This window comes from Streptococcus australis, from assembly GCF_040226615.1.
Taxonomy (GTDB): domain Bacteria; phylum Bacillota; class Bacilli; order Lactobacillales; family Streptococcaceae; genus Streptococcus; species Streptococcus australis_E.
In genome coordinates this window covers 1-18,244 of sequence record NZ_JBCOAT010000010.1, presented here as the reverse complement: position 1 = coordinate 18,244, position 18,244 = coordinate 1, and the positions used below count along the sequence as shown (strand labels likewise).

Annotated in this window: 16 protein-coding genes; 3 read left to right on the top strand and 13 right to left on the bottom strand. The window is 42.3% G+C overall.

What is annotated here, in order from left to right; all coding sequences use genetic code 11:
• Positions 1–70: 70 nt before the first annotated feature.
• Positions 71–271, bottom strand: coding sequence for a hypothetical protein (locus ABT997_RS08725; protein WP_006595041.1), 201 nt, complete (start codon positions 269–271; stop codon positions 71–73).
• A gap of 18 nt (positions 272–289) precedes the next feature.
• A complete protein-coding gene (locus ABT997_RS08720; RefSeq protein ID WP_006596959.1) occupies positions 290–1,291 on the bottom strand; it encodes a uroporphyrinogen decarboxylase family protein in 1,002 nt (333 codons plus the stop codon).
• A 319-nt stretch (positions 1,292–1,610) separates the two neighbouring features.
• Between ABT997_RS08720 and ABT997_RS08715 the strand changes: the two genes are divergently transcribed.
• Positions 1,611–2,432, top strand: coding sequence for a Cof-type HAD-IIB family hydrolase (locus tag ABT997_RS08715; RefSeq protein ID WP_350019168.1), 822 nt, complete (start codon positions 1,611–1,613; stop codon positions 2,430–2,432).
• Positions 2,433–2,463: 31 nt separating this feature from the next.
• On the opposite strand, the gene ABT997_RS08710 is transcribed toward ABT997_RS08715, so the two are convergent.
• From ABT997_RS08710 to ABT997_RS08680, 7 genes are all read right to left on the bottom strand, one after another.
• Positions 2,464–3,513 (bottom strand): LLM class flavin-dependent oxidoreductase, encoded by a 1,050-nt coding sequence (locus ABT997_RS08710; protein WP_006595044.1) that lies wholly within the window; start codon positions 3,511–3,513, stop codon positions 2,464–2,466.
• A gap of 265 nt (positions 3,514–3,778) precedes the next feature.
• Positions 3,779–5,587, bottom strand: coding sequence for a glutamine--fructose-6-phosphate transaminase (isomerizing) (gene glmS / locus ABT997_RS08705; RefSeq protein WP_350019167.1), 1,809 nt, complete (start codon positions 5,585–5,587; stop codon positions 3,779–3,781).
• Between the two features lie 326 nt (positions 5,588–5,913).
• The gene (locus ABT997_RS08700) at positions 5,914–6,792 is read right to left on the bottom strand and encodes an ABC transporter permease (protein WP_350019166.1); all 879 of its coding nucleotides are present in this window, start codon (positions 6,790–6,792) and stop codon (positions 5,914–5,916) included.
• Entirely contained in the window at positions 6,785–7,714 is a 930-nt protein-coding gene (locus tag ABT997_RS08695; protein WP_350019165.1) for an ABC transporter ATP-binding protein, read from the bottom strand. The genes ABT997_RS08700 and ABT997_RS08695 overlap by 8 nt, the downstream gene beginning before the upstream one ends.
• Positions 7,715–8,053: 339 nt before the next feature.
• Positions 8,054–8,980: a helix-turn-helix domain-containing protein gene (locus tag ABT997_RS08690; RefSeq protein ID WP_233436522.1), complete on the bottom strand. Its 927-nt coding sequence runs from the start codon at positions 8,978–8,980 to the stop codon at positions 8,054–8,056.
• A 211-nt stretch (positions 8,981–9,191) separates the two neighbouring features.
• The gene (locus ABT997_RS08685) at positions 9,192–10,577 is read right to left on the bottom strand and encodes a glycoside hydrolase family 1 protein (protein WP_164978302.1); all 1,386 of its coding nucleotides are present in this window, start codon (positions 10,575–10,577) and stop codon (positions 9,192–9,194) included.
• Positions 10,578–10,723: 146 nt separating this feature from the next.
• Positions 10,724–11,416, bottom strand: coding sequence for a gamma-glutamyl-gamma-aminobutyrate hydrolase family protein (locus tag ABT997_RS08680; RefSeq protein ID WP_048788718.1), 693 nt, complete (start codon positions 11,414–11,416; stop codon positions 10,724–10,726).
• 167 nt (positions 11,417–11,583) lie between these two features.
• On the opposite strand from ABT997_RS08680, the gene ABT997_RS08675 reads away from it, so the two are divergent.
• Together ABT997_RS08675 and ABT997_RS08670 are read left to right on the top strand one after the other, a co-directional pair.
• Positions 11,584–11,772, top strand: a complete 189-nt coding sequence (locus tag ABT997_RS08675) for a class IIb bacteriocin, lactobin A/cerein 7B family (RefSeq protein WP_048690331.1) — start codon at positions 11,584–11,586, stop codon at positions 11,770–11,772.
• Positions 11,773–11,986: 214 nt separating this feature from the next.
• Positions 11,987–12,145 carry a class IIb bacteriocin, lactobin A/cerein 7B family gene (locus ABT997_RS08670; RefSeq protein WP_048717604.1) on the top strand — a complete coding sequence of 53 codons (159 nt, stop codon included), beginning with the start codon at positions 11,987–11,989 and terminating at the stop codon, positions 12,143–12,145.
• Between the two features lie 43 nt (positions 12,146–12,188).
• On the opposite strand, the gene leuS is transcribed toward ABT997_RS08670, so the two are convergent.
• The 4 genes from leuS to ABT997_RS08650 all read right to left on the bottom strand — a co-directional run bounded on the left by leuS (position 12,189) and on the right by ABT997_RS08650 (position 17,971).
• Positions 12,189–14,690, bottom strand: coding sequence for a leucine--tRNA ligase (gene leuS / locus ABT997_RS08665; RefSeq protein ID WP_350019164.1), 2,502 nt, complete (start codon positions 14,688–14,690; stop codon positions 12,189–12,191).
• Positions 14,691–14,891: 201 nt separating this feature from the next.
• Complete coding sequence (locus tag ABT997_RS08660; RefSeq protein WP_343094199.1) at positions 14,892–16,874, bottom strand: peptide ABC transporter substrate-binding protein; 1,983 nt, start codon at positions 16,872–16,874, stop codon at positions 14,892–14,894.
• 187 nt (positions 16,875–17,061) lie between these two features.
• Positions 17,062–17,736, bottom strand: a complete 675-nt coding sequence (locus tag ABT997_RS08655) for a CPBP family intramembrane glutamic endopeptidase (protein WP_006595055.1) — start codon at positions 17,734–17,736, stop codon at positions 17,062–17,064.
• Between the two features lie 94 nt (positions 17,737–17,830).
• Positions 17,831–17,971, bottom strand: a complete 141-nt coding sequence (locus tag ABT997_RS08650) for a bacteriocin (RefSeq protein ID WP_006595056.1) — start codon at positions 17,969–17,971, stop codon at positions 17,831–17,833.
• Positions 17,972–18,244: the final 273 nt, after the last annotated feature.

Below are 18,244 nucleotides of genomic sequence, written 5' to 3'. Positions count from 1 at the left end.
TAGTTATCTTAACACTTGGACTTTTATTTGACTAATATATATTTTTTATCAAGCCCTTCATCTTTTTTTATCACTGATCTTCTAGGAGCAGGACTCCTGCTAGATCAGACGGGCGAATGAGGGAGAGACTATGAGCTGGAATTTTCTCCAGTCTTTCCACATCCGGATCCGTTTTGCTTTCCTCTTGACTGCTAGCGGCAGCAACTTTTGCGAGTCCTAGGACTAGGAATAAAGCTACCAGCATCAGACACCAAATATTGATTTTTTTCATCTCCCTCTCCTTTCTCTTTTATAAGACAGCTGCTTGGCGCACCCAATCAAGACGTTCCAATTGGAAATCGTCTGGCACGGTGCAGTCTGCTCCAAGGATCAAACCGCGACTTCCAGCTTCTGCCACCAAGCGACGGGTTTCTTGCTCGATAGTTGCTCGTTCCCCTTGGTAGAGCAAGCCTTTCTTACCATTGACAAAGCCACCCAAGACGGCGCGATTGCCAAAGAGCTTGCGCCCCTCTGCTAAGCTGATCCCTTCATGATGGGTCGCCCAGTTGATAACCTGAGCTGGATAATCCTTGAAGAGTTCCACTTCATTGCTAGCTCCTTCAAAGCCACAGATATGAAGGATATTGATGCCACCCGCTTCATTGGCCGCTTCTAGGACAGCGATACTGCTCGGTTCAATAATCTTGCGGTATTCTTCATCTGTCACGCGCTCATCTTGGATCTGCTGAGTTGAGAAGTAAATCCCTTCCACTCCCGCTTCTTGGATCAAGCGGCGACTAAGAATAGCGATATCTTCAGCAATGACATCAAGTACATGGGCCAAGGTTTCTGGATCTTCCTTGATAAAGTCCGCAATCACTTGATCCCCGCGAGAATGATCTGTCCGGAACCAGCGTTTCAAATAAGAAATGGGCGAGAAGATGTTGTAGAAAGAAGCAATCTCCTCATGAAAATGAGAACGAATTTCCTTGACCACTTCAATTTGTTTTTCAATCCAAGGATGATGCTCTCCGATGGGCTGAATATCCTTTAATTCTTGGATTGATGTGATCTCTCTCGAATAAAGAGCACTCGGATAGCGGAAGAAGCCATCGCTCATAATCTTGACAAAATCAGGGGAAATTTCTTCAACATAGTGTTGGTGTCCTTTGATACTCTTTTCAAGTACGGCTGGATTGTCTAGCCCCAATTCTTTTTCTTCTTGGGTCACATAATGGAGCCAAAATCCTACAGGAATTCGCTCTACTGCTTCGCCTCGAATGGCACGAAGAACCAATTCTTTTTTACTCATACCGTGAAACCTCCTCAATCTCTTCTCCAAAAGGAAGACTGATTGCTGCCCTTCTGAAATTTGTAACCATGATATCACCTCGAAAAGTAGCTGACTAATATATTTTCCCTATCAAGGCCTTAAAATTTCTTTATTGAGGTAGGTATCAAAAAAAGCGCAAGCCCTTGAAAATAAAGCCTTGCGCGCATTCTGATCTATTATTTTATTTTTGAAGAAAGGAACCTACTTTGAAAATTACTTGACCCCGTTATAAGAATCAACTATACCCCTCCTTTTCATTCTCCTAAAATATGGTATACTAAAGAAAAAGGAGGTGCCTATGTCTTCCATTCGTTTAATTGTCAGTGATATTGACGGAACCATTCTGGACCAGCAGCATCAGGTCGATCCCGACCTCATCGAACTCATCCCCAAGCTCCAAGAAAAAAAGATTCCTTTTATCTTGGCATCGGCTCGTTCTCCTATCGGGATTGCTCCTATCGCAAGAAGATTGGGCGTCCACCAGGAACCAATCGCTTGCTATAATGGAGCTCTCATCGTCAAGGGAGAAGAGATTCTATTTGAACACAGCCTGAACAAAGATGAGATCCGCACCTTCCTCCATCGTGTGGAAGAACTAGATTCCAGCATTTCGATTAATTGTTATAGTGGGTCAGTCTGGTTTAACTCCAGAGAGGACCAGTGGACCCAAGTTGAGGCTTCGATTACTGGTGAGACGCCACAGATACAGCCCCTTTCTCAGACCCTCTCTGACGATGCTCTCCATCTACATAAATTGCTCTTGATCGGCGATACTCAGAACATTCAAGAACTCTATCAGAAGCTGGATCCACAAGAATTTCCTCAGACTGCTTTCTACCTTTCAAAGGAAAACTACCTAGAAGTCACCGCCAAGTCCGTCTCAAAAAGAGATGCTGTCCTTGAACTGGCTGCTTATTACCAGGTCCCTTTAGAACAGGTCATGACCATCGGGGATCACTTCAATGACCTCCCCATGATTCGTCTGGCTGGACTTGGAGTTGCCATGGGAAATGCTCCTGAAGCCGTCCAAAAGGAAGCTCAAGTTGTCACCAGTAGCAACCAAGAGCACGGCGTAGCACAAGCTATCCAAGAGTATGTCTTACCACCATCAAACAAATAACCTATGAAGTTTCTTCCTTCATGGGTTTTTATTACCCTTCTTTCATGACAAAGTAAGCACGCACTTTTGGTGCGACTTGCGTTCCAAAAAGTTCAATAGCTCGAAGAACTTGATCATGTGGCATAGAACCAAGCGGTAAGTGCAACATAAAGCGATCCAAGCCTAAATCCTCAATCATACGGATCATTTTTTCTGCTACTTGATCTGGATTTCCCACAAACATAGCGCCATTTGGCCCCACCTGCTCAAGATATTGCTCATAACGCAATTCCTGCCAGTGCGGACGGTCTTTAGAAATCGCATCCACCACTTGCTTGGTCGGATGGAAATAATCTTTCACTGCCTGCTCGCCATCTTCAGCAATCCACCCCCAAGAATGGGCTCCCACTTTCAAGTCTTTGTCAGCATGACCCGCTTCGCTTCCAATCTCACGATAAGCTTGAATCAACTTTTTAAAATAGCGAGGATTGCCACCGATAATCGCATAGACAATCGGCAAACCAGCACGGGCAATCTTGATGGTTGACTCAACGTTCCCTCCTGTCGCTACCCACAGAGGCAATTTTTCCTGAACTGGACGTGGATAGACTTCTTTTCCAGCAATGCTTTGGGTCAATTGTCCACGCCAGTTCACTTTGGTGCTTTCATTTGCCAGCTGAAGCAGGTCCAATTTTTCATCAAAGAGGGCTTCATAGTCTTTCAGGTCATAGCCAAACAGAGGAAAGGACTCGGTGAATGAACCACGCCCAGCCATAATCTCCGCACGTCCGTTTGAAAGGGCATCGATGGTGGCATATTGTTGGAACAAACGGATGGGATCCATACTCGAGAGGATGCTGACAGCACTGGTCAAACGAATCTTCTTGGTATTCACCGCACCAGCTGCAAGGACAATCTCTGGCGCTGATACCGCAAAGTCCTCCCGATGATGCTCCCCAATGCCATACACATCCAAACCAACCTTATCAGCCAACTCTATCTCTGCCACCAACTGACGGATTCGTTCATCATGACTGTATACTTGTCCAGTCCCATTTAAGGCTGTTGTTTCACCAAATGTTGAAATTCCTAATTCTACCATACTGATTTACTCGTTTCATTATTAGTTATTTTGGGATTTTATCACTAATTAGTTATAATTGCAAAAAATTTGCTTATTAAAAAAAGGCTGGGACAAAAGTCCTAGCCTCTCAATTGTTTTTGGATTGTCGAGCAAGACGCAGTGGTTGAGTGGGCTCTACTACGCTGATTTCATCAGCTTTTACAGCCCTACTCAACTGTGCGGAGGTGGGACGACGAAATCGAATTCTATCGAATTACCGATTTCTGTCCCGCTCTCTCTTAGATTATTCTACTGTTACGGATTTAGCAAGGTTCCGTGGTTTGTCTACATCAAGTCCACGGTGGAGGGTTGCAAAGTAAGCGACTAATTGTGTTGGTACGACCATTGAGATTGGTGAGAGGTAAGGGTGTACGGTCGTAAGAACGATATCGTCTGTATCTTTGGCAACATTTTCTTCTGCGATGGTGAGGACCTTAGCACCACGCGCTGCCACTTCTTGGATATTTCCACGAGTGTGGTTAGCAAGAACTGGGTCTGACAAGAGGGCCAAAACAGGTGTTCCATCCTCAATCAAGGCAATGGTTCCGTGCTTGAGCTCTCCAGCCGCAAAACCTTCACATTGGATGTAAGAAATCTCTTTGAGCTTGAGACTGGCTTCCATGGCTACATAATAATCTTGACCACGTCCGATGTAAAAGGCGTTGCGTGTTGTTTCAAGAAGGTCACGAACCTTAGCATCAATCAATTCTTTTTCTGAAAGGGTTGACTCGATAGACTGAGCCACGATAGACAACTCATGAACCAGGTCAAAAGCTTTGGCTTTTTCATTGCCATTTGCTTCACCAACCGCTTTTGCAAGGAAAGCAAGGGCTGCGATTTGGGCTGTATAAGCCTTAGTTGATGCTACAGCAATTTCAGGACCTGCATGAAGCAACATAGTATGGTTGGCTTCACGTGAAAGGGTTGATCCTGGCACGTTTGTCACTGTCAAGCTTGGGATTCCCATTTCATTGGCCTTAACCAAAACCTGACGGCTATCAGCTGTTTCACCAGATTGACTGATAAAGATGAAAAGTGGTTTCTGGCTGAGAAGTGGCATCCCATAACCCCACTCAGAGGAGATACCCAGTTCAACTGGTGTATCCGTCAATTCTTCCAACATCTTCTTAGAAGCAAATCCTGCGTGGTAAGATGTTCCAGCTGCAAGGATGTAGATGCGGTCTGCCTCTTGAACAGCCTTGATGATAGCTGGGTCTACGACTACTTGACCAGCCTCATCTGTATAAGCTTGGATGAGTTTACGCATTACCGTAGGCTGTTCATCGATTTCCTTGAGCATGTAGTAAGGGTAAGTTCCTTTACCGATATCTGATAAGTCAAGTTCAGCAGTGTAGCTAACACGCTCACGGCTGTTACCATCATAGTCTTGTACTTGGACGCTATCAGCTTTCACAATTACCAACTCTTGGTCATGGATTTCCATATATTGGTTGGTCTCACGAATCATAGCCATAGCATCTGAGCAGACCATGTTGTAGCCATCTCCAAGACCAATCAAGAGTGGTGATTTATTCTTGGCTACATAGATGACATCTGGATTTTCAGAGTCAATCAAGGCAAAGGCATAAGAACCACGGATGATATGAAGAGCTTTTTTGAAGGCTTCAAGAACTGATAAGCTGTCTTCTTCTGCAAATTTTCCAATCAAGTGAACGGCGATTTCTGTATCCGTTTGTCCCTTAAAGTGGTGACCCGCAAGGTATTCTTCCTTGATTTCAAGATAGTTTTCGATCACCCCATTGTGGACCAAGACAAAACGTCCTGTCTCAGAGCGATGTGGGTGAGCGTTATCTTCTGTTGGTTTTCCGTGAGTGGCCCAACGAGTATGTCCGATACCAGTTGTCCCCTCAACATCAGCTGTCTTAGCAGACAATTCTGCAATACGACCAACAGCCTTGACCAAATGGCTTTCAGCACCACCTAGAACAAAAATTCCAGCCGAATCATAACCACGGTATTCGAGCTTTTCAAGCCCTTGAATCAAAATATCTGTTGCATTTGTGTTTCCAACAACACCAACAATTCCACACATAGTATATACGACACAGACAAGCTGTGCTTTCTCCTTCTATAAAAATGAAAGAAAATAGGTATCCATACTTGAGTTCCCTTATTTTCTTAGCCAATTTATAAAATTGGTCTAGTCTGATTCGATAGAAAAATCATCATCGGAGTCAGTATACAATGCTTTTTCCTGTTTGTCAACCTTTAAAATCCCAGAAATTGGTCTAGTTAAGGAAGGCTTAAGAAAAACCTATCAACTTTTTTAGTGATAGGTTAGGATGATTGGCTTATTTTAAGATCGTCATTGATTCCAACTTATCTAAATGCGTATCCAATCATTTCATAAGCATCACTTCATTTTTTTACCTTCTTAATCATAAAATGAACTCCTAGCAAAACAACTATCATAATAGAAATATAGGCAAACATGAACTGATTCGATAAATGTTCCCCACTAGGATTCTGCAAGATTACACCATAAGACTCTTTGTAGTTCGTAATTACTGTAGACGGTGCATGATCGAAGACTTTACTAATTGCATCTTTCATTAAAATCTGTTTTAGTAGTGCATTCACTTGTGTTAAAGGGAACCAGGTCATGACCTGTTGCAAGGTTTCTCCTACGGATCCAATTGAAAGATAAACACCAGAAATGAAGCCGATAAAGGTTCCAACTATGGTACTCAAAGTTGTAAAAGCTGAACTAGTTCGGATAAAAGTCAAAATTGGAAGAATAATAGCCGCAGATAAGATCGTTCCTAAGGAGGTAACCCCCAAAATTGATAAGTAATCAGTCATTGAATAATCAAGAAGAGAACTAAAACCATTAAACATACCAATTGCAAAAACACAAGAGAACATGGTCATAATAATCCCAAATAGAATTGCAAAAACTGCATAGGCTAATTCAACCTTAAAGTTAGATACTGGACTGACTTTAAAGTCCTCACTCAACTTCTTTTCTCTATCTGAAACCATTACGCCAAATGCACCAAGAGTACTGGTCATTGAAATAATAGTTGTTAATCCTGAGATTAACCAATAATTGACCATCTGAATGGTATCCGTAGAGGCGGTATCACTATTCAAAGCCTCCTTGATGGCATCAATCTGAATTTGTCCTAAAAAGACTTGATAAACCAAGATTAAGATGATGACTGATAAGAAGGACATAAAGAAAGCTAATCGATCTCGTGTATAGACTTTCCGATTTCTAGCAATTAATTCAAGCATTCCCTTCTCCTCCTTTTGCTTTTAGTAAGTTCAAATAAGCAGCTTCCAAATTGGAGTACTCCACATTAAATGTTTCAATAATTGATTTTCCTTGATTTTCTGAAATAATCTCCATCATTTCTTCAACTGAAACATTCTTAAATACAACTTTTTCCTCAGAAAGAACTTGACACTTATTTACAAATTTAGATACAGATAACGATTTTACTGATTGACCAGGTTTTAAAGTGACATTCAAGTTAGTGGTTGAATGCTTTTCAATAAAATTGGCAATATCTCCTGAATAATACAAATTACCTTCGATTAAAACATTTAAGATATCACAAGCAGCCATCTCTTCCAAATAATGAGTGATAAGAACGACTGTCATATTATCTTTTTTGTTCAACTGATTGATTGCTTCCCATAAATCATGACGAGATTGTGGATCTAAACCAGTTGTCGGCTCATCTAACAACAGTAAAGACGGTTGTGGTAGTAAAGCTCGGGCAATATCTACTTTCCGTTTTTGTCCTCCTGACAAACTTCCATATTTCTGCTTTTTAAGAGTTGCCACGTCTAAATAAGATTGCAAATCTGTAATACGTTTTTGTACTTGTGATTTTGATAACCCGTACAAAGCTCCACGAGATACTAAGTTTTCCTCTACCGTTAAATGATCATCTAGACGATTGCTTTGAAATACAATACCGATATGTCGATAAAAATCTTTCGTTGACAAAGATTTTCCATCTACTTCCCAAAAAATCTCTCCTGAACTAGGCTTAAAATTTTTAATTAATAAATTAAAAAGTGTTGTTTTCCCTGCGCCATTTGGTCCAAGAAGTCCATAAAATTTACCTTCCTCAAGAACTAAATCAATTCCTTTCAAAGCCTCAAAGGAACCGTAGCTTTTCTTTACATTGTGTAATCTAATTTCCATTTTCTGACACCAAGATCCTTTTTTCTTTCCTTGTAATCTCAGTATACCTATTTTCTATCCTCTAACGTGAGGACATTCATGTCCAGTCTAATCATCAATTTCACCAAAAAGAGGCTAGGACAAAAGTCCTAGCCTCTCAATTGTCTTTGGATTGTCGAGCAAGACGCAGTGGTTGAGTGGGCTCTACTACGCTGATTTCATCAGCTTTTACAGCCCTACTCAACTGTGCGGAGGTGGGACGACGAAATCGAATTCTAACGAATGACCGATTTCTGTCCCACTCTCTCAATGTTTATTTTATATTTTTCAAGAACAACAGACGAAAGGAAAAATGCTCCTCTATACCTCAGTGTAGTTTAGACCTTTTTTTGCAAGGTCCTCTTTCCATTCTTCTTGCATGTTTCTCTTCACTAGATCCTCAGATAATAAGTCAGCCATTAAGCATACTTTTTGATAATCATCTTTTGCTTTTTCTAGGTCATCTTCTATAAATAAAGCAACTTTCCAATTTAATGCATAAACAAAAATATTATCCTGAAAATCATGTCTCTTTGTCATAATATCATTTAAGGCTTTAACAATGTCTGGCAATCTGTCGTATATCCCATAATGGGCTAACACACCTGCAGCTGAGATAAGAGTGTTTTGTAGCATTTCCAATTCTGATAAGGGGAAATAATCTATCGCAAGTAAGATTTTCTCTACTAAGTGTATAAATTCATCTTGATCAAAGGCTCCCAAAGCCAAAGAAAGCAAGCGCAATTTGATAATCTCCACATCGTTGAGACTTAACTCTTTTTTCTTCATGGCTTGCTCTAGATACTCATCTAATAAACCTTGATCAAAAGAAGGATTTTTGGATCCAATCATATCAACCGTAGCTTGGGCGACCTGGACAGACAGTTTTTCTTCCTCTGGCAGATTATCAAAATAGTTTTCGTAAATATCCTCAATAATTTCTTCATGCCGATGAAGACGATCTTGATCTCCATAATGATATAACGTCCGTAGTTGATACTTCAAATTCAGATATTCTGCAGGTAATTCCAAACTAGTTTGATTTGTCAAAGCATCCAAAGAAACACCTAGTTGCTCAGCAATATACTTCGCTGTTGCAATCGTTGGCAAAGACTGACCCTTTTCAATTCGCTGGAGTTGGCGCGTCGTTAATAGGTCCTCAATACCACAGATTGCTTGTCTACTTAATCCCTTACTTTCACGTAGAGTTTGTACTTTTTGTCCTAGTTCTGTTTTAAAATCCATCATACAAGCTCCTTTTCTTCTGATTTCATTATAGCACATATTGAAGTTGAAGGGTTTTGAACCTTTTCCAGCACTAAATGAAAAATCGGAAATGAAGAATGCCGTCAGAAACATCTGCATCTGATGGAGTTCCACACTTCCGAAAATAAAACTAGTCAGTCATTTACTGAAATGAACGGGCCTATCGTACTTAGATAACAGAATCCTCAAAAACTTACTCTTCAAATCCATTCTGCTGGCTCAATTCACGGAACCAATGACCGGATTTTTTCAGGCGTCTTTCTTGAGTGGCTAGGTCTAATTCGACAAGGCCGTAGCGGTTTTTATAGCCATTGAGCCAAGACCAGCAGTCGATAAAGGTCCACATAAGGTAGCCCTTACAGTTGGCCCCATCTTGGATAGCTCGGTGCAATTCACGCAGGTGGTCTTTGACGAAGTCAATCCGGTAGTCATCTTGAATTTCCCCGTTTTGACGGAATTTTTCTTCCCCTTCAACTCCCATTCCATTCTCTGTTAGGAGCCACTCGATGTTGTTGTAATTTTCTTTGATATTTTGGGCAATATCGTACAAGCCTTGCTCATAGATCTCCCAGCCTCTATGTGGGTTGATCTTTCTTCCTGGCATGACATAGGGTTCGTAGAACTGCTCGACCAACATAGGAGACTCTGGGTTTGGCGCATAACGGGGCGCAGAGACACGCATTGGTTGGTAATAGTTGACCCCTAAGAAGTCGACTGTATGTTCTTTGATCAGCTCTAAGTCATTTGGATCCACCTCTGGCAAGAGAGCACGCTCCCGCAAAATCTCTACCAACTCTGGTGGGTAAGTCCCAAGAACAGACGGATCGAGGAAGGATTTAGCTTGGAAGAGCTCAGCGATTCGTGCCGCCTTGACATCTGCTGGATGCTGACTCCGCGGATAGGCTGGCGTCAAGTTTAAGACCACTCCAATTCGATAGTTTGGATCCACCTCATGACAGGCCTGAACAGCAAGGCTACTTGCCAACTGGGTATGGTAGGCAACTTTAACTGCTGCAGCGGCATCCACCTTGTGTGGGTAATGGGCATCATAAAAGTAACCAAACTCTACAGGAACAATGGGTTCATTAAAGGTGATCCACTGATCGACCAAGTCTCCATAGGTTTCAAAGCAGAAACGAGCATAGTCGCGATAGGCGTAGACCGTCTCCTTATTTTCCCAGCCATCTCCTTCTTCTTGCAAGGCAAAAGGAAGGTCAAAGTGATAGAGATTGACCATCAAGTGAATACCTTTGGACTTGATGCATTCAAAAACTTGGCGGTAAAAAGCCACTCCTGCTGGATTGGCTTCTCCACGACCCTCAGGGAAAATCCGAGACCATTGGATGGAGGTCCGAAAGGCAGTATGCCCCGTCTCGACTAGAAGCTCAATGTCTTCCTCCCAGTTTTCATAAAAGGTCGAAGTTAAGCCAGGTCCTTCTTGGAAGCGAAAGCGATGAGGCTCTACCTGATACCAGTAGTCCCAGAGGTTGTCCCCCTTACCATCTCCGGCAAAGCGCCCTTCTGTCTGAGGACCAGATGTCGAAGTCCCCCATAAAAAATCTTGTGGAAAGTTGATCATGTGTTTATCCTCTCTCATTGTCTTCCTCTCTATTATACTCCCTTTCAGCTCTCTTCCTAGTGACTATTTTCAGTCATTTTTACGCAGATTATAGAAAAAACACGCTAGCTATCAGAAGACCCGATTTCTAACGTGTTTTGTTTCTATTATAGTTGATTAACGACATAATCAAAGAGAGCCTTGTCTCCTTCACTTATCTGATAACGCAGTTCTGGATGCCACTGAACCCCGAGAAAGGCTGTCCCGTGGGATGATTGCACTGCTTCGATGATCTGATCTTCAGGACTAACAGCAATCACTTCTAGATGAGGGGCTAGATCCTTGATCGCTTGATGGTGGTAGGAATTGATCTGACCAACTTCTCCGAATAAGTCCCGCAAAACAGTCCCTTCAACTGTTTCGATTGAATGACTAGTTTCGCTGGCAGGATTTTCCTGCCAGTGATGGTCGATATCTTGGTAAAGTGTCCCGCCCATGGCTACATTGTAGAGCTGCATGCCTCGGCAAACCGTAAAGATGGGCTTCTTTGCAGCTACTGCTTCCTTGATCAAGGCCAACTCGAAAAGGTCACGCTCGAGCAAGTAATCATCGCTAACAATCTCCTTCTCTGCTCCATAAAACTGAGGAGAAACATGCTGACCACCTGTGATGATCAGCTTGTCAATCAAGGAAATATAGTGCTCAGCCGTTGCTGGGTCTCCAATCGGAAGGATCAGAGGGATACCTCCTGCTTCTTGAACCCCCTGAACAAAGCCTGTCGGTGTATAACTGAGGTACATTCCATCCTCTTCACGGAAAGGGCGTTGATTGCCCGTAATCCCAATCACTGGTTTCTTCATCGCTCATTCTCCAATCTCTTCATAGCTAATATAGTTCCTTATTTTATCATACTCTGAAGGTGACTTTCAACTTTTTTCTAGATTTTTCAAATAAGGAGAAGTTTTCTAGAATTTTTACGAATAGTATAGATGAAGAAGAAATTTTCTTCAAAGAAAGGAGAAGATAGATGAACACAATTTCTATTCATTCTGATGACATACTATCAGATCATGAACTAGCCTCTATTCAAGGTGGATTTATCCCAGCTGTCATTGCAGGGGTAGCTACATGGAAAATTGCTGCAACTGCTGTCAGTAGTATCGGACTCGTTTTTGCTGCAGGAGCAGGACTAGGATATCTAGCTAATCGTCCATAGGTAAGAACGATGAAAAAAAGACGCATATTCCATATCATCACGATATCTACTTTACTTTTTTCTAGAATCTTTTTAGCAGTTCTACAAATCTTACACGACCTTCACTATCTCACACTCCCATTTGAAACTTATGGAGTGAGTGATTTACTTTCTGGGATTCTTGTTATTTGGATCCTCATCATTGCATATCGGGGAATCAGAAAGGAGAAAAGCAATGAACAATTTACAACTTTTAACAACTGAAGAATTAGAAAACACAAAGGGCGGTGTCGGCCTAGCTGAAATCGTTGCGATTTCAGGAGTTGCGAACTTTTTCGTATCCGTCTTTAATGCAGGGTATAAATTCGGAGCTGACTTAGCCCGACGTCATTAATATAGAAAAACAGTTGAAATAATTTTCAACTGTTTTTTATTGGTTATTTCACAACAATGTTGACAAGCTTGTTCGGTACACTAATTACTTTCACAATTTCCTTGCCATCAATCTCTGCTTTGACTTTTTCGTTAGCAAGTGCTACTTCTTGCAACTCTTCACGTGAAAGGTCTTTAGCAACCATGAGTTTGGCACGGACTTTACCTTTGATTTGAACGACGATTTCGATTTCGTCTTCAACCAATTTGCTTTCATCCCATGTTGGCCAAGCTACATAAGAGATAGACTCACCTGTTTCTGCGACTGTTTGCCAGAGTTCTTCTGCCAAGTGAGGCGCAAATGGAGCAATCAATTGGATAAATCCTTTGGCGTAATCCACATAGAGTTTATCTTCCTTGTTAGCAGCATTAACAAAGACCATGAGCTGAGCAATGGCTGTGTTGAATTTCATAGACTCGATTTGCTCAGTAACAGATTTAACAGTTTCGTTATAAACCTTGTCAAGAGCGCCATTGTTTTCCGCAACGATTTCTTTACTTGTAATCAAACGGTAAACACGGTCAAGGAATTTACGGCTTCCTTCCAATCCTTCTTCAGACCAAGCGATTGAAGCATCAAGTGGTCCCATGAACATTTCATAGACACGAAGGGTATCAGCACCGTATTGTTCCACCACATCGTCTGGGTTCACCACGTTCTTGAGGGATTTAGACATCTTAGCCGGTGCTTGCTCCAATTCTTCCCCTGTTTCCATGTGGAAGAATGAACCATCACGTTTTTCAACCTTGTCAGTCGCCACAAGAGCACCACGGTGGTCACGGTAGCTAGTTCCCAAGATCATTCCTTGGTTAAAGAGTTTTTGGAATGGTTCCTTAGTTGGAACGACACCGAGGTCATAGAGGAATTTGTGCCAGAAACGAGCGTAAAGCAAGTGGAGCACGGCGTGTTCTGCACCACCCACATAGATATCTACTGGCAACCATTGTTTGAGGAGGTCCTCATCGGCCAATTTCTCTGTATTGTGTGGGTCAATATAGCGGAGGTAGTACCAGCTTGAACCTGCCCATTGTGGCATGGTATTGGTCTCACGACGACCTTTGACCCCATCTTCACGAGTCACTTCCAGCCAGTCTGTCAAGTTAGCCAATGGGCTTTCACCAGTACCTGAAGGGCGGATATCCTTGGTTACTGGCAAGACAAGTGGCAAGTCACTTTCTGGAACAGCTGTCGAAGTTCCATCTTCCCAATGAATGATTGGGATTGGTTCACCCCAGTAACGTTGACGACTAAAGAGCCAGTCACGAAGACGGTAAGTGATTTTTTCTTGACCAAAGCCTTTTTCTTCCAACCAAGCCACGATTTTGGTAATCGCTTCTTCTTTGTTAAGACCGTTCAAGAAGTCTGAGTTGACGTGAAGGCCATCTTCTGTGTAAGCAGCCTCTTCAACGTTGCCACCTTCCAGCACTTCTACGATTGGAAGATCAAACTGTTTAGCAAATTCCCAGTCACGCTCATCGTGGGCAGGTACGGCCATAACAGCACCTGTTCCGTAGCTAGCAAGAACATAGTCAGCAATCCAGATTGGGATTTCTTTACCATTGACAGGGTTTACGGCATAAGCGCCAGTCCAAACCCCTGTCTTTTCCTTGGCAAGGTCTGTACGAGCCAAGTCTGATTTAAGGCTAGCTTGGTGTTTGTAATCAGCTACAGCCTCAGCTTGTTCAGGTGTTGTGATAGCATCTACCAAGTCATGCTCAGGCGCCAAAACAGTGAAAGTCGCACCAAAAAGGGTATCTGGACGTGTCGTAAAGACGGTGAATTCCTTGTCTGTTCCTTTCACTTTGAAAGTGACATTGGCACCAGTTGATTTACCAATCCAGTTGCGTTGCATGTCCTTGATAGACTCTGGCCAATCAAGGTCATCCAAGTCATTGAGCAAACGCTCAGCATAGGCAGTAATTTTAAGCATCCATTGGCGCATTGGTTTACGGACAACTGGATAGCCTCCACGCTCAGACGTTCCATCAGGAAGGACTTCTTCGTTGGCGATGGCTGTTCCCAATTCTTCAACCCAGTTTACTGGCACTTCAGCTTCATAAGCCAAACCTTTTTCGTAAAGCTTAGTGAAGATCCATTGTGTCCATTTATAGTAGTTTGGATCTGTAGTATTGACTTCACGGTCCCAGTCGTAAGAGAATCCAAGCGCATTGATTTGACGTTTGAAGTTGGCAATGTTTTCCGCTGTAAAGTCAGCTGGGTCATTCCCTGTATCCATCGCATATTGCTCTGCAGGCAAACCAAAGGCATCCCATCCCATTGGGTGAAGGACGTTGTAGCCTTGTGCACGTTTGAAACGGCTGAGGATATCAGTCGCTGTGTATCCTTCTGGGTGTCCTACGTGAAGACCCGCTCCAGATGGGTAAGGGAACATGTCAAGCGCATAAAACTTAGGTTTTGAAGCGTCTGTTCCTGTCTTAAAGGTGTGATGGTCAGCCCAGTGTTTCTGCCACTTAGGCTCGATTTCTTTATGATTGTAAAAACTCATGCTGTCTCTCCAATTTTCGTGATGCTCCTATTATACCATTTTTAGGGGATTTTTAAAGGTTCTATCCACCAAAAAGAGGCTGGGACAAAGTCCTAGCCTCTCAATTGTCTGCGGAGGTGGGACGACGAAATCAAATTCTAACGAATTACCGATTTCTGTCCCACTCTCTTCCCTGTTCAATATACAATCGCTCTTAAACTCCTAGTCTTCTACGTGACTTTCTAGTTCTTTTTGAGCTTTCTTATTGGATTCTTCTTTTTCTTTCTTCCATTGTTCACGCGCTTCATCGTACTCCTTGGTTGTCAAAACTTTGTCTTGCAATTCCAAGTACTTGTAGTTGAAGGTTTGACCCTTGTGTCCTGTCCAAGCAAAGGCAGCTGTGTATGGAACTGTCTTACGAACACCTGGAGAGGCACCATCTGAATGAATCGGGATTAAGAGGGCACTATCAGTCAACCAAGCCTGAGCCTTAGCATATTTTTCATAGCGGTCATTGACATCTTTTGTTTCATTATGTGCATCTTCAATCAATTGATCGTATTCATCAAAACCAGCTTCTTTAGCAGCTGCGTTATTAGTACCAGCATCAAATCCGAAGTAAGAATTTGTATTTTCACCATTCTTAGAGTTTGTGATATCTAGGTAAGAAGATGGATCGGTATAGTCTGGACCCCAACCCAAGTTGTTGTTCAAATCCCAGTCTTGTTGAGAAGCATTTTCAGCAAAGTAGGTCACTCGATTAAGATCGTCCTCAGATACCATATTCAAGTCGATGACGACATTTTCTGCTCCTAGGGTAGATTCGATCGACTGTTTAAAGGATTGAGCTTGCTTGACTCCTTCTGTATAGGTGGATGAAACAGGGAGGTCCAAATGAATCGGGAACTCTACCCCTTGGCCTTGAAGAGCTTCTTTGGCCTTGGCAAACTCTTCCTTGGCCTTGGTTGGATTGTAAAGGGTATCTTTTCCATCTTCGACAGAAACACCTTTCCATTCATCACCATATTCTTCTAAGTTTTTCTCTACAGACTCACCGAAATCTTTGCCATCAATTTGAACAAAGTTTGGAGGAGTGAAGGTGTTGCGGATGACCTTGTCTGCAGATGCTTCCCCATTGGCTTGCGCTACATAGGCCTTGCGGTTGAAGGCAAACATAATGGCTTGACGGAAGTCTTTATTCAAGATTGCTTTCTTGGTTGAGCTCTTTTGAGCATCTGTAGTTTTAGTCGTAATCTCATAAGCTTGACGGTCAATGTTGAAAGACAAGTTATAAGTAGAGGATCCTTGGTCACTGAAGACAATGTCATCTTTGTGTTTCTTCTCTACACTCTTATAGTTAGAGCCATTTGGGAAGACACGGGCAAAGGTATAGTCTCCGTTATCAAATCCACGGATCAAAGATTCTGAATCTTGTCCATCATAATAGGTCAGCTTAACCTTAGAAATTTTTACATTATCAGCATCCCAATAGGTTGGGTTCTTTTCAAGCGTCACAACAGATTTAGAGGTGATAGCTTTAATCAAATAAGGACCACAATAAAGAATACTAGAAGGGTTCGTACCTTGACCGTAGTCATCTCCCTTAGAATCTAAGAATTCTTTATTGACTGGCATCAAAATGCCCATGGTGGTTTTTGAATTCCAGAAACTTTCTGGTTGGTTCAAGGTGTATTGAACCGTATAGTCATCGACAGCTTTGATACCAACTGTTGAGAAGTCTTTGGTTTTCCCTGAGACATAATCATCCAACCCTTTGATAGATTGTTGGACGAGATAGAGGGCCGAAGATTTCTTGTCCGCTGCGTGCTGAAGCCCCGTCACAAAGTCTTGGGCCTTAACTTCTCCGAATTCTTCCCCTTCAGCGGTCACCCATTTAACCCCTTTACGAAGTTTATAGGTATAGGTCAGACCATCTTTTGAAACAGTCCAATCCTTAGCAAGAGATGGGATTAAGTTGCCGTATTTGTCAACTTCTAACAAACCATCCACAGCATTACCTGTAAATTCTGAAGTTGACCGTTTATTAGAGAGTGAATAATCCAAAGTATCCGGATCTTGCGTATATACATAACTAAAGACCTGGTTGTCCGAACTTGAAGATTTCCCTCCTTGTGAGCAGGCTACCAGTGCGCTTACAGACAAAAGCAGAGCGCCGGTGGCTAAGAGTAGCTTCCCTTTTTTCATATGGATCACCTCTGTATAAAATGTTATTCTTCATATTAAATTATAGCACTTTACGGAAAAATGTAAACGCTTAACTGTATAATATTTCAAAAGTTAGAAAAAATAGTTGTTTTGACTGCATGCAAAAAAGCAGTTTTGACTGCTTCTTTGATGATGGATAAAGGCCCCTGCCACTCCTTCCCCTTACTTAAATCCCACTGACCAGGAGGGATAAGAGGGTAAGGAAGCTATTCCAAGAGGCATGCTGAAGGATAGCCCAGTAAATCGATTTGGTATAACGCAAGACCGCACAAAATAGCAGGCCCGGTACCAAGTAGACGATAAAGCTTGGCAAATCCCAGCCATGCTGCCAGACATGCGAGAGGCTGAACAAGGAGGCCGAAACAAGCATATCCAGCTTATACTTCTGATAAGGTGCCAAAGCCGTCATGACCAAATCACGAAAAACTAGCTCTTCCACAATGGGAGCCAGCAAGCAGGCATAGACATAGCGTATCAACACCAAGGCCCAGCCTGACAAATCACTAGATATTTCTGCAAGGGCTATGGAATTCTTAGTGGGCGGAAATACCGCTGCAGAAAACATATCCCATAAAAAGTGAGCAAGAAAAACAAGCACAAACACCGCCAAATAGGAAGCTTTAAAGGTGAATTTCCCGTACAAGTCCCAGCGACGACTCTTTACCAAGAGTGTAACGGCTACCCCCCCAATCAATCCTATCAACAAGAGGAGCAAGCCATAATAAGAATCATCCGATAGGTGGCCCACTAAATCCGTTGGGAGTCCCACGTTAAAAAGCGCAAAATTGATGCAGAGAATTCCAATTGTCGCTAGTTGAAACAATCTGTCTGTCTTACTCATTGCATTTACCCTTTCATTTAATCCTTTCTACCGAGTTCCAATCTGCCTTAAGATCTAACTCTCAGAACACTTCATCCTAGAACTCTATCATGTCTTAAATACGAGCGAGCGGTGGTCGCTTCACAAATCCAGGACGTCCAATCTCAATCTTATCTGACTGACCTTGAACCACATTTGGGCGAGAACCTCCTCCTCCTACAATCTGTGCCAATTCTTTTTGACTACATTCTGTCATTTCATTTCCTCCAATTTGTATTTGTAACGCTACCTCCTGAGTCTATCAAAGATTGGAGCCTTTGCCTTTTCTTTTTTCTATATGGTTGCATTTTTCAGCTATGTGGGTGGAGAATCTCTTAATTCAGAAGTATACATCTCCAAATTAAACGAAAACGAACAACCATCAAAAAAACCATCGCCAACAGGCGATGGTTTCAGATTGAAGACAAAGTCCTTAGACCATAAGTTTCTAAGGGCTTTTATTTGTGTAAAGTCGTATAATAGAGGTAAG

Bases quoted from the DNA above. Each gene is read 5' to 3' on its own strand.
- ABT997_RS08710 (WP_006595044.1), bottom strand. From the start codon at position 3,513: ATGGTAGAATTAGGAATTTCAACATTTGGTGAAACAACAGCCTTAAAT.
- ABT997_RS08660 (WP_343094199.1), bottom strand. From the start codon at position 16,874: ATGAAAAAAGGGAAGCTACTCTTAGCCACCGGCGCTCTGCTTTTGTCT.
- ABT997_RS08715 (WP_350019168.1), top strand. From the start codon at position 1,611: ATGTCTTCCATTCGTTTAATTGTCAGTGATATTGACGGAACCATTCTG.
- leuS (WP_350019164.1), bottom strand. From the start codon at position 14,690: ATGAGTTTTTACAATCATAAAGAAATCGAGCCTAAGTGGCAGAAACAC.
- ABT997_RS08720 (WP_006596959.1), bottom strand. From the start codon at position 1,291: ATGAGTAAAAAAGAATTGGTTCTTCGTGCCATTCGAGGCGAAGCAGTA.
- ABT997_RS08690 (WP_233436522.1), bottom strand. From the start codon at position 8,980: ATGATGGATTTTAAAACAGAACTAGGACAAAAAGTACAAACTCTACGT.
- ABT997_RS08670 (WP_048717604.1), top strand. From the start codon at position 11,987: ATGAACAATTTACAACTTTTAACAACTGAAGAATTAGAAAACACAAAG.
- ABT997_RS08725 (WP_006595041.1), bottom strand. From the start codon at position 271: ATGAAAAAAATCAATATTTGGTGTCTGATGCTGGTAGCTTTATTCCTA.
- ABT997_RS08680 (WP_048788718.1), bottom strand. From the start codon at position 11,416: ATGAAGAAACCAGTGATTGGGATTACGGGCAATCAACGCCCTTTCCGT.
- ABT997_RS08700 (WP_350019166.1), bottom strand. From the start codon at position 6,792: ATGCTTGAATTAATTGCTAGAAATCGGAAAGTCTATACACGAGATCGA.
- ABT997_RS08650 (WP_006595056.1), bottom strand. From the start codon at position 17,971: ATGACAGAATGTAGTCAAAAAGAATTGGCACAGATTGTAGGAGGAGGA.
- ABT997_RS08675 (WP_048690331.1), top strand. From the start codon at position 11,584: ATGAACACAATTTCTATTCATTCTGATGACATACTATCAGATCATGAA.
- glmS (WP_350019167.1), bottom strand. From the start codon at position 5,587: ATGTGTGGAATTGTTGGTGTTGTTGGAAACACAAATGCAACAGATATT.
- ABT997_RS08685 (WP_164978302.1), bottom strand. From the start codon at position 10,577: ATGATCAACTTTCCACAAGATTTTTTATGGGGGACTTCGACATCTGGT.
- ABT997_RS08655 (WP_006595055.1), bottom strand. From the start codon at position 17,736: ATGAGTAAGACAGACAGATTGTTTCAACTAGCGACAATTGGAATTCTC.
- ABT997_RS08695 (WP_350019165.1), bottom strand. From the start codon at position 7,714: ATGGAAATTAGATTACACAATGTAAAGAAAAGCTACGGTTCCTTTGAG.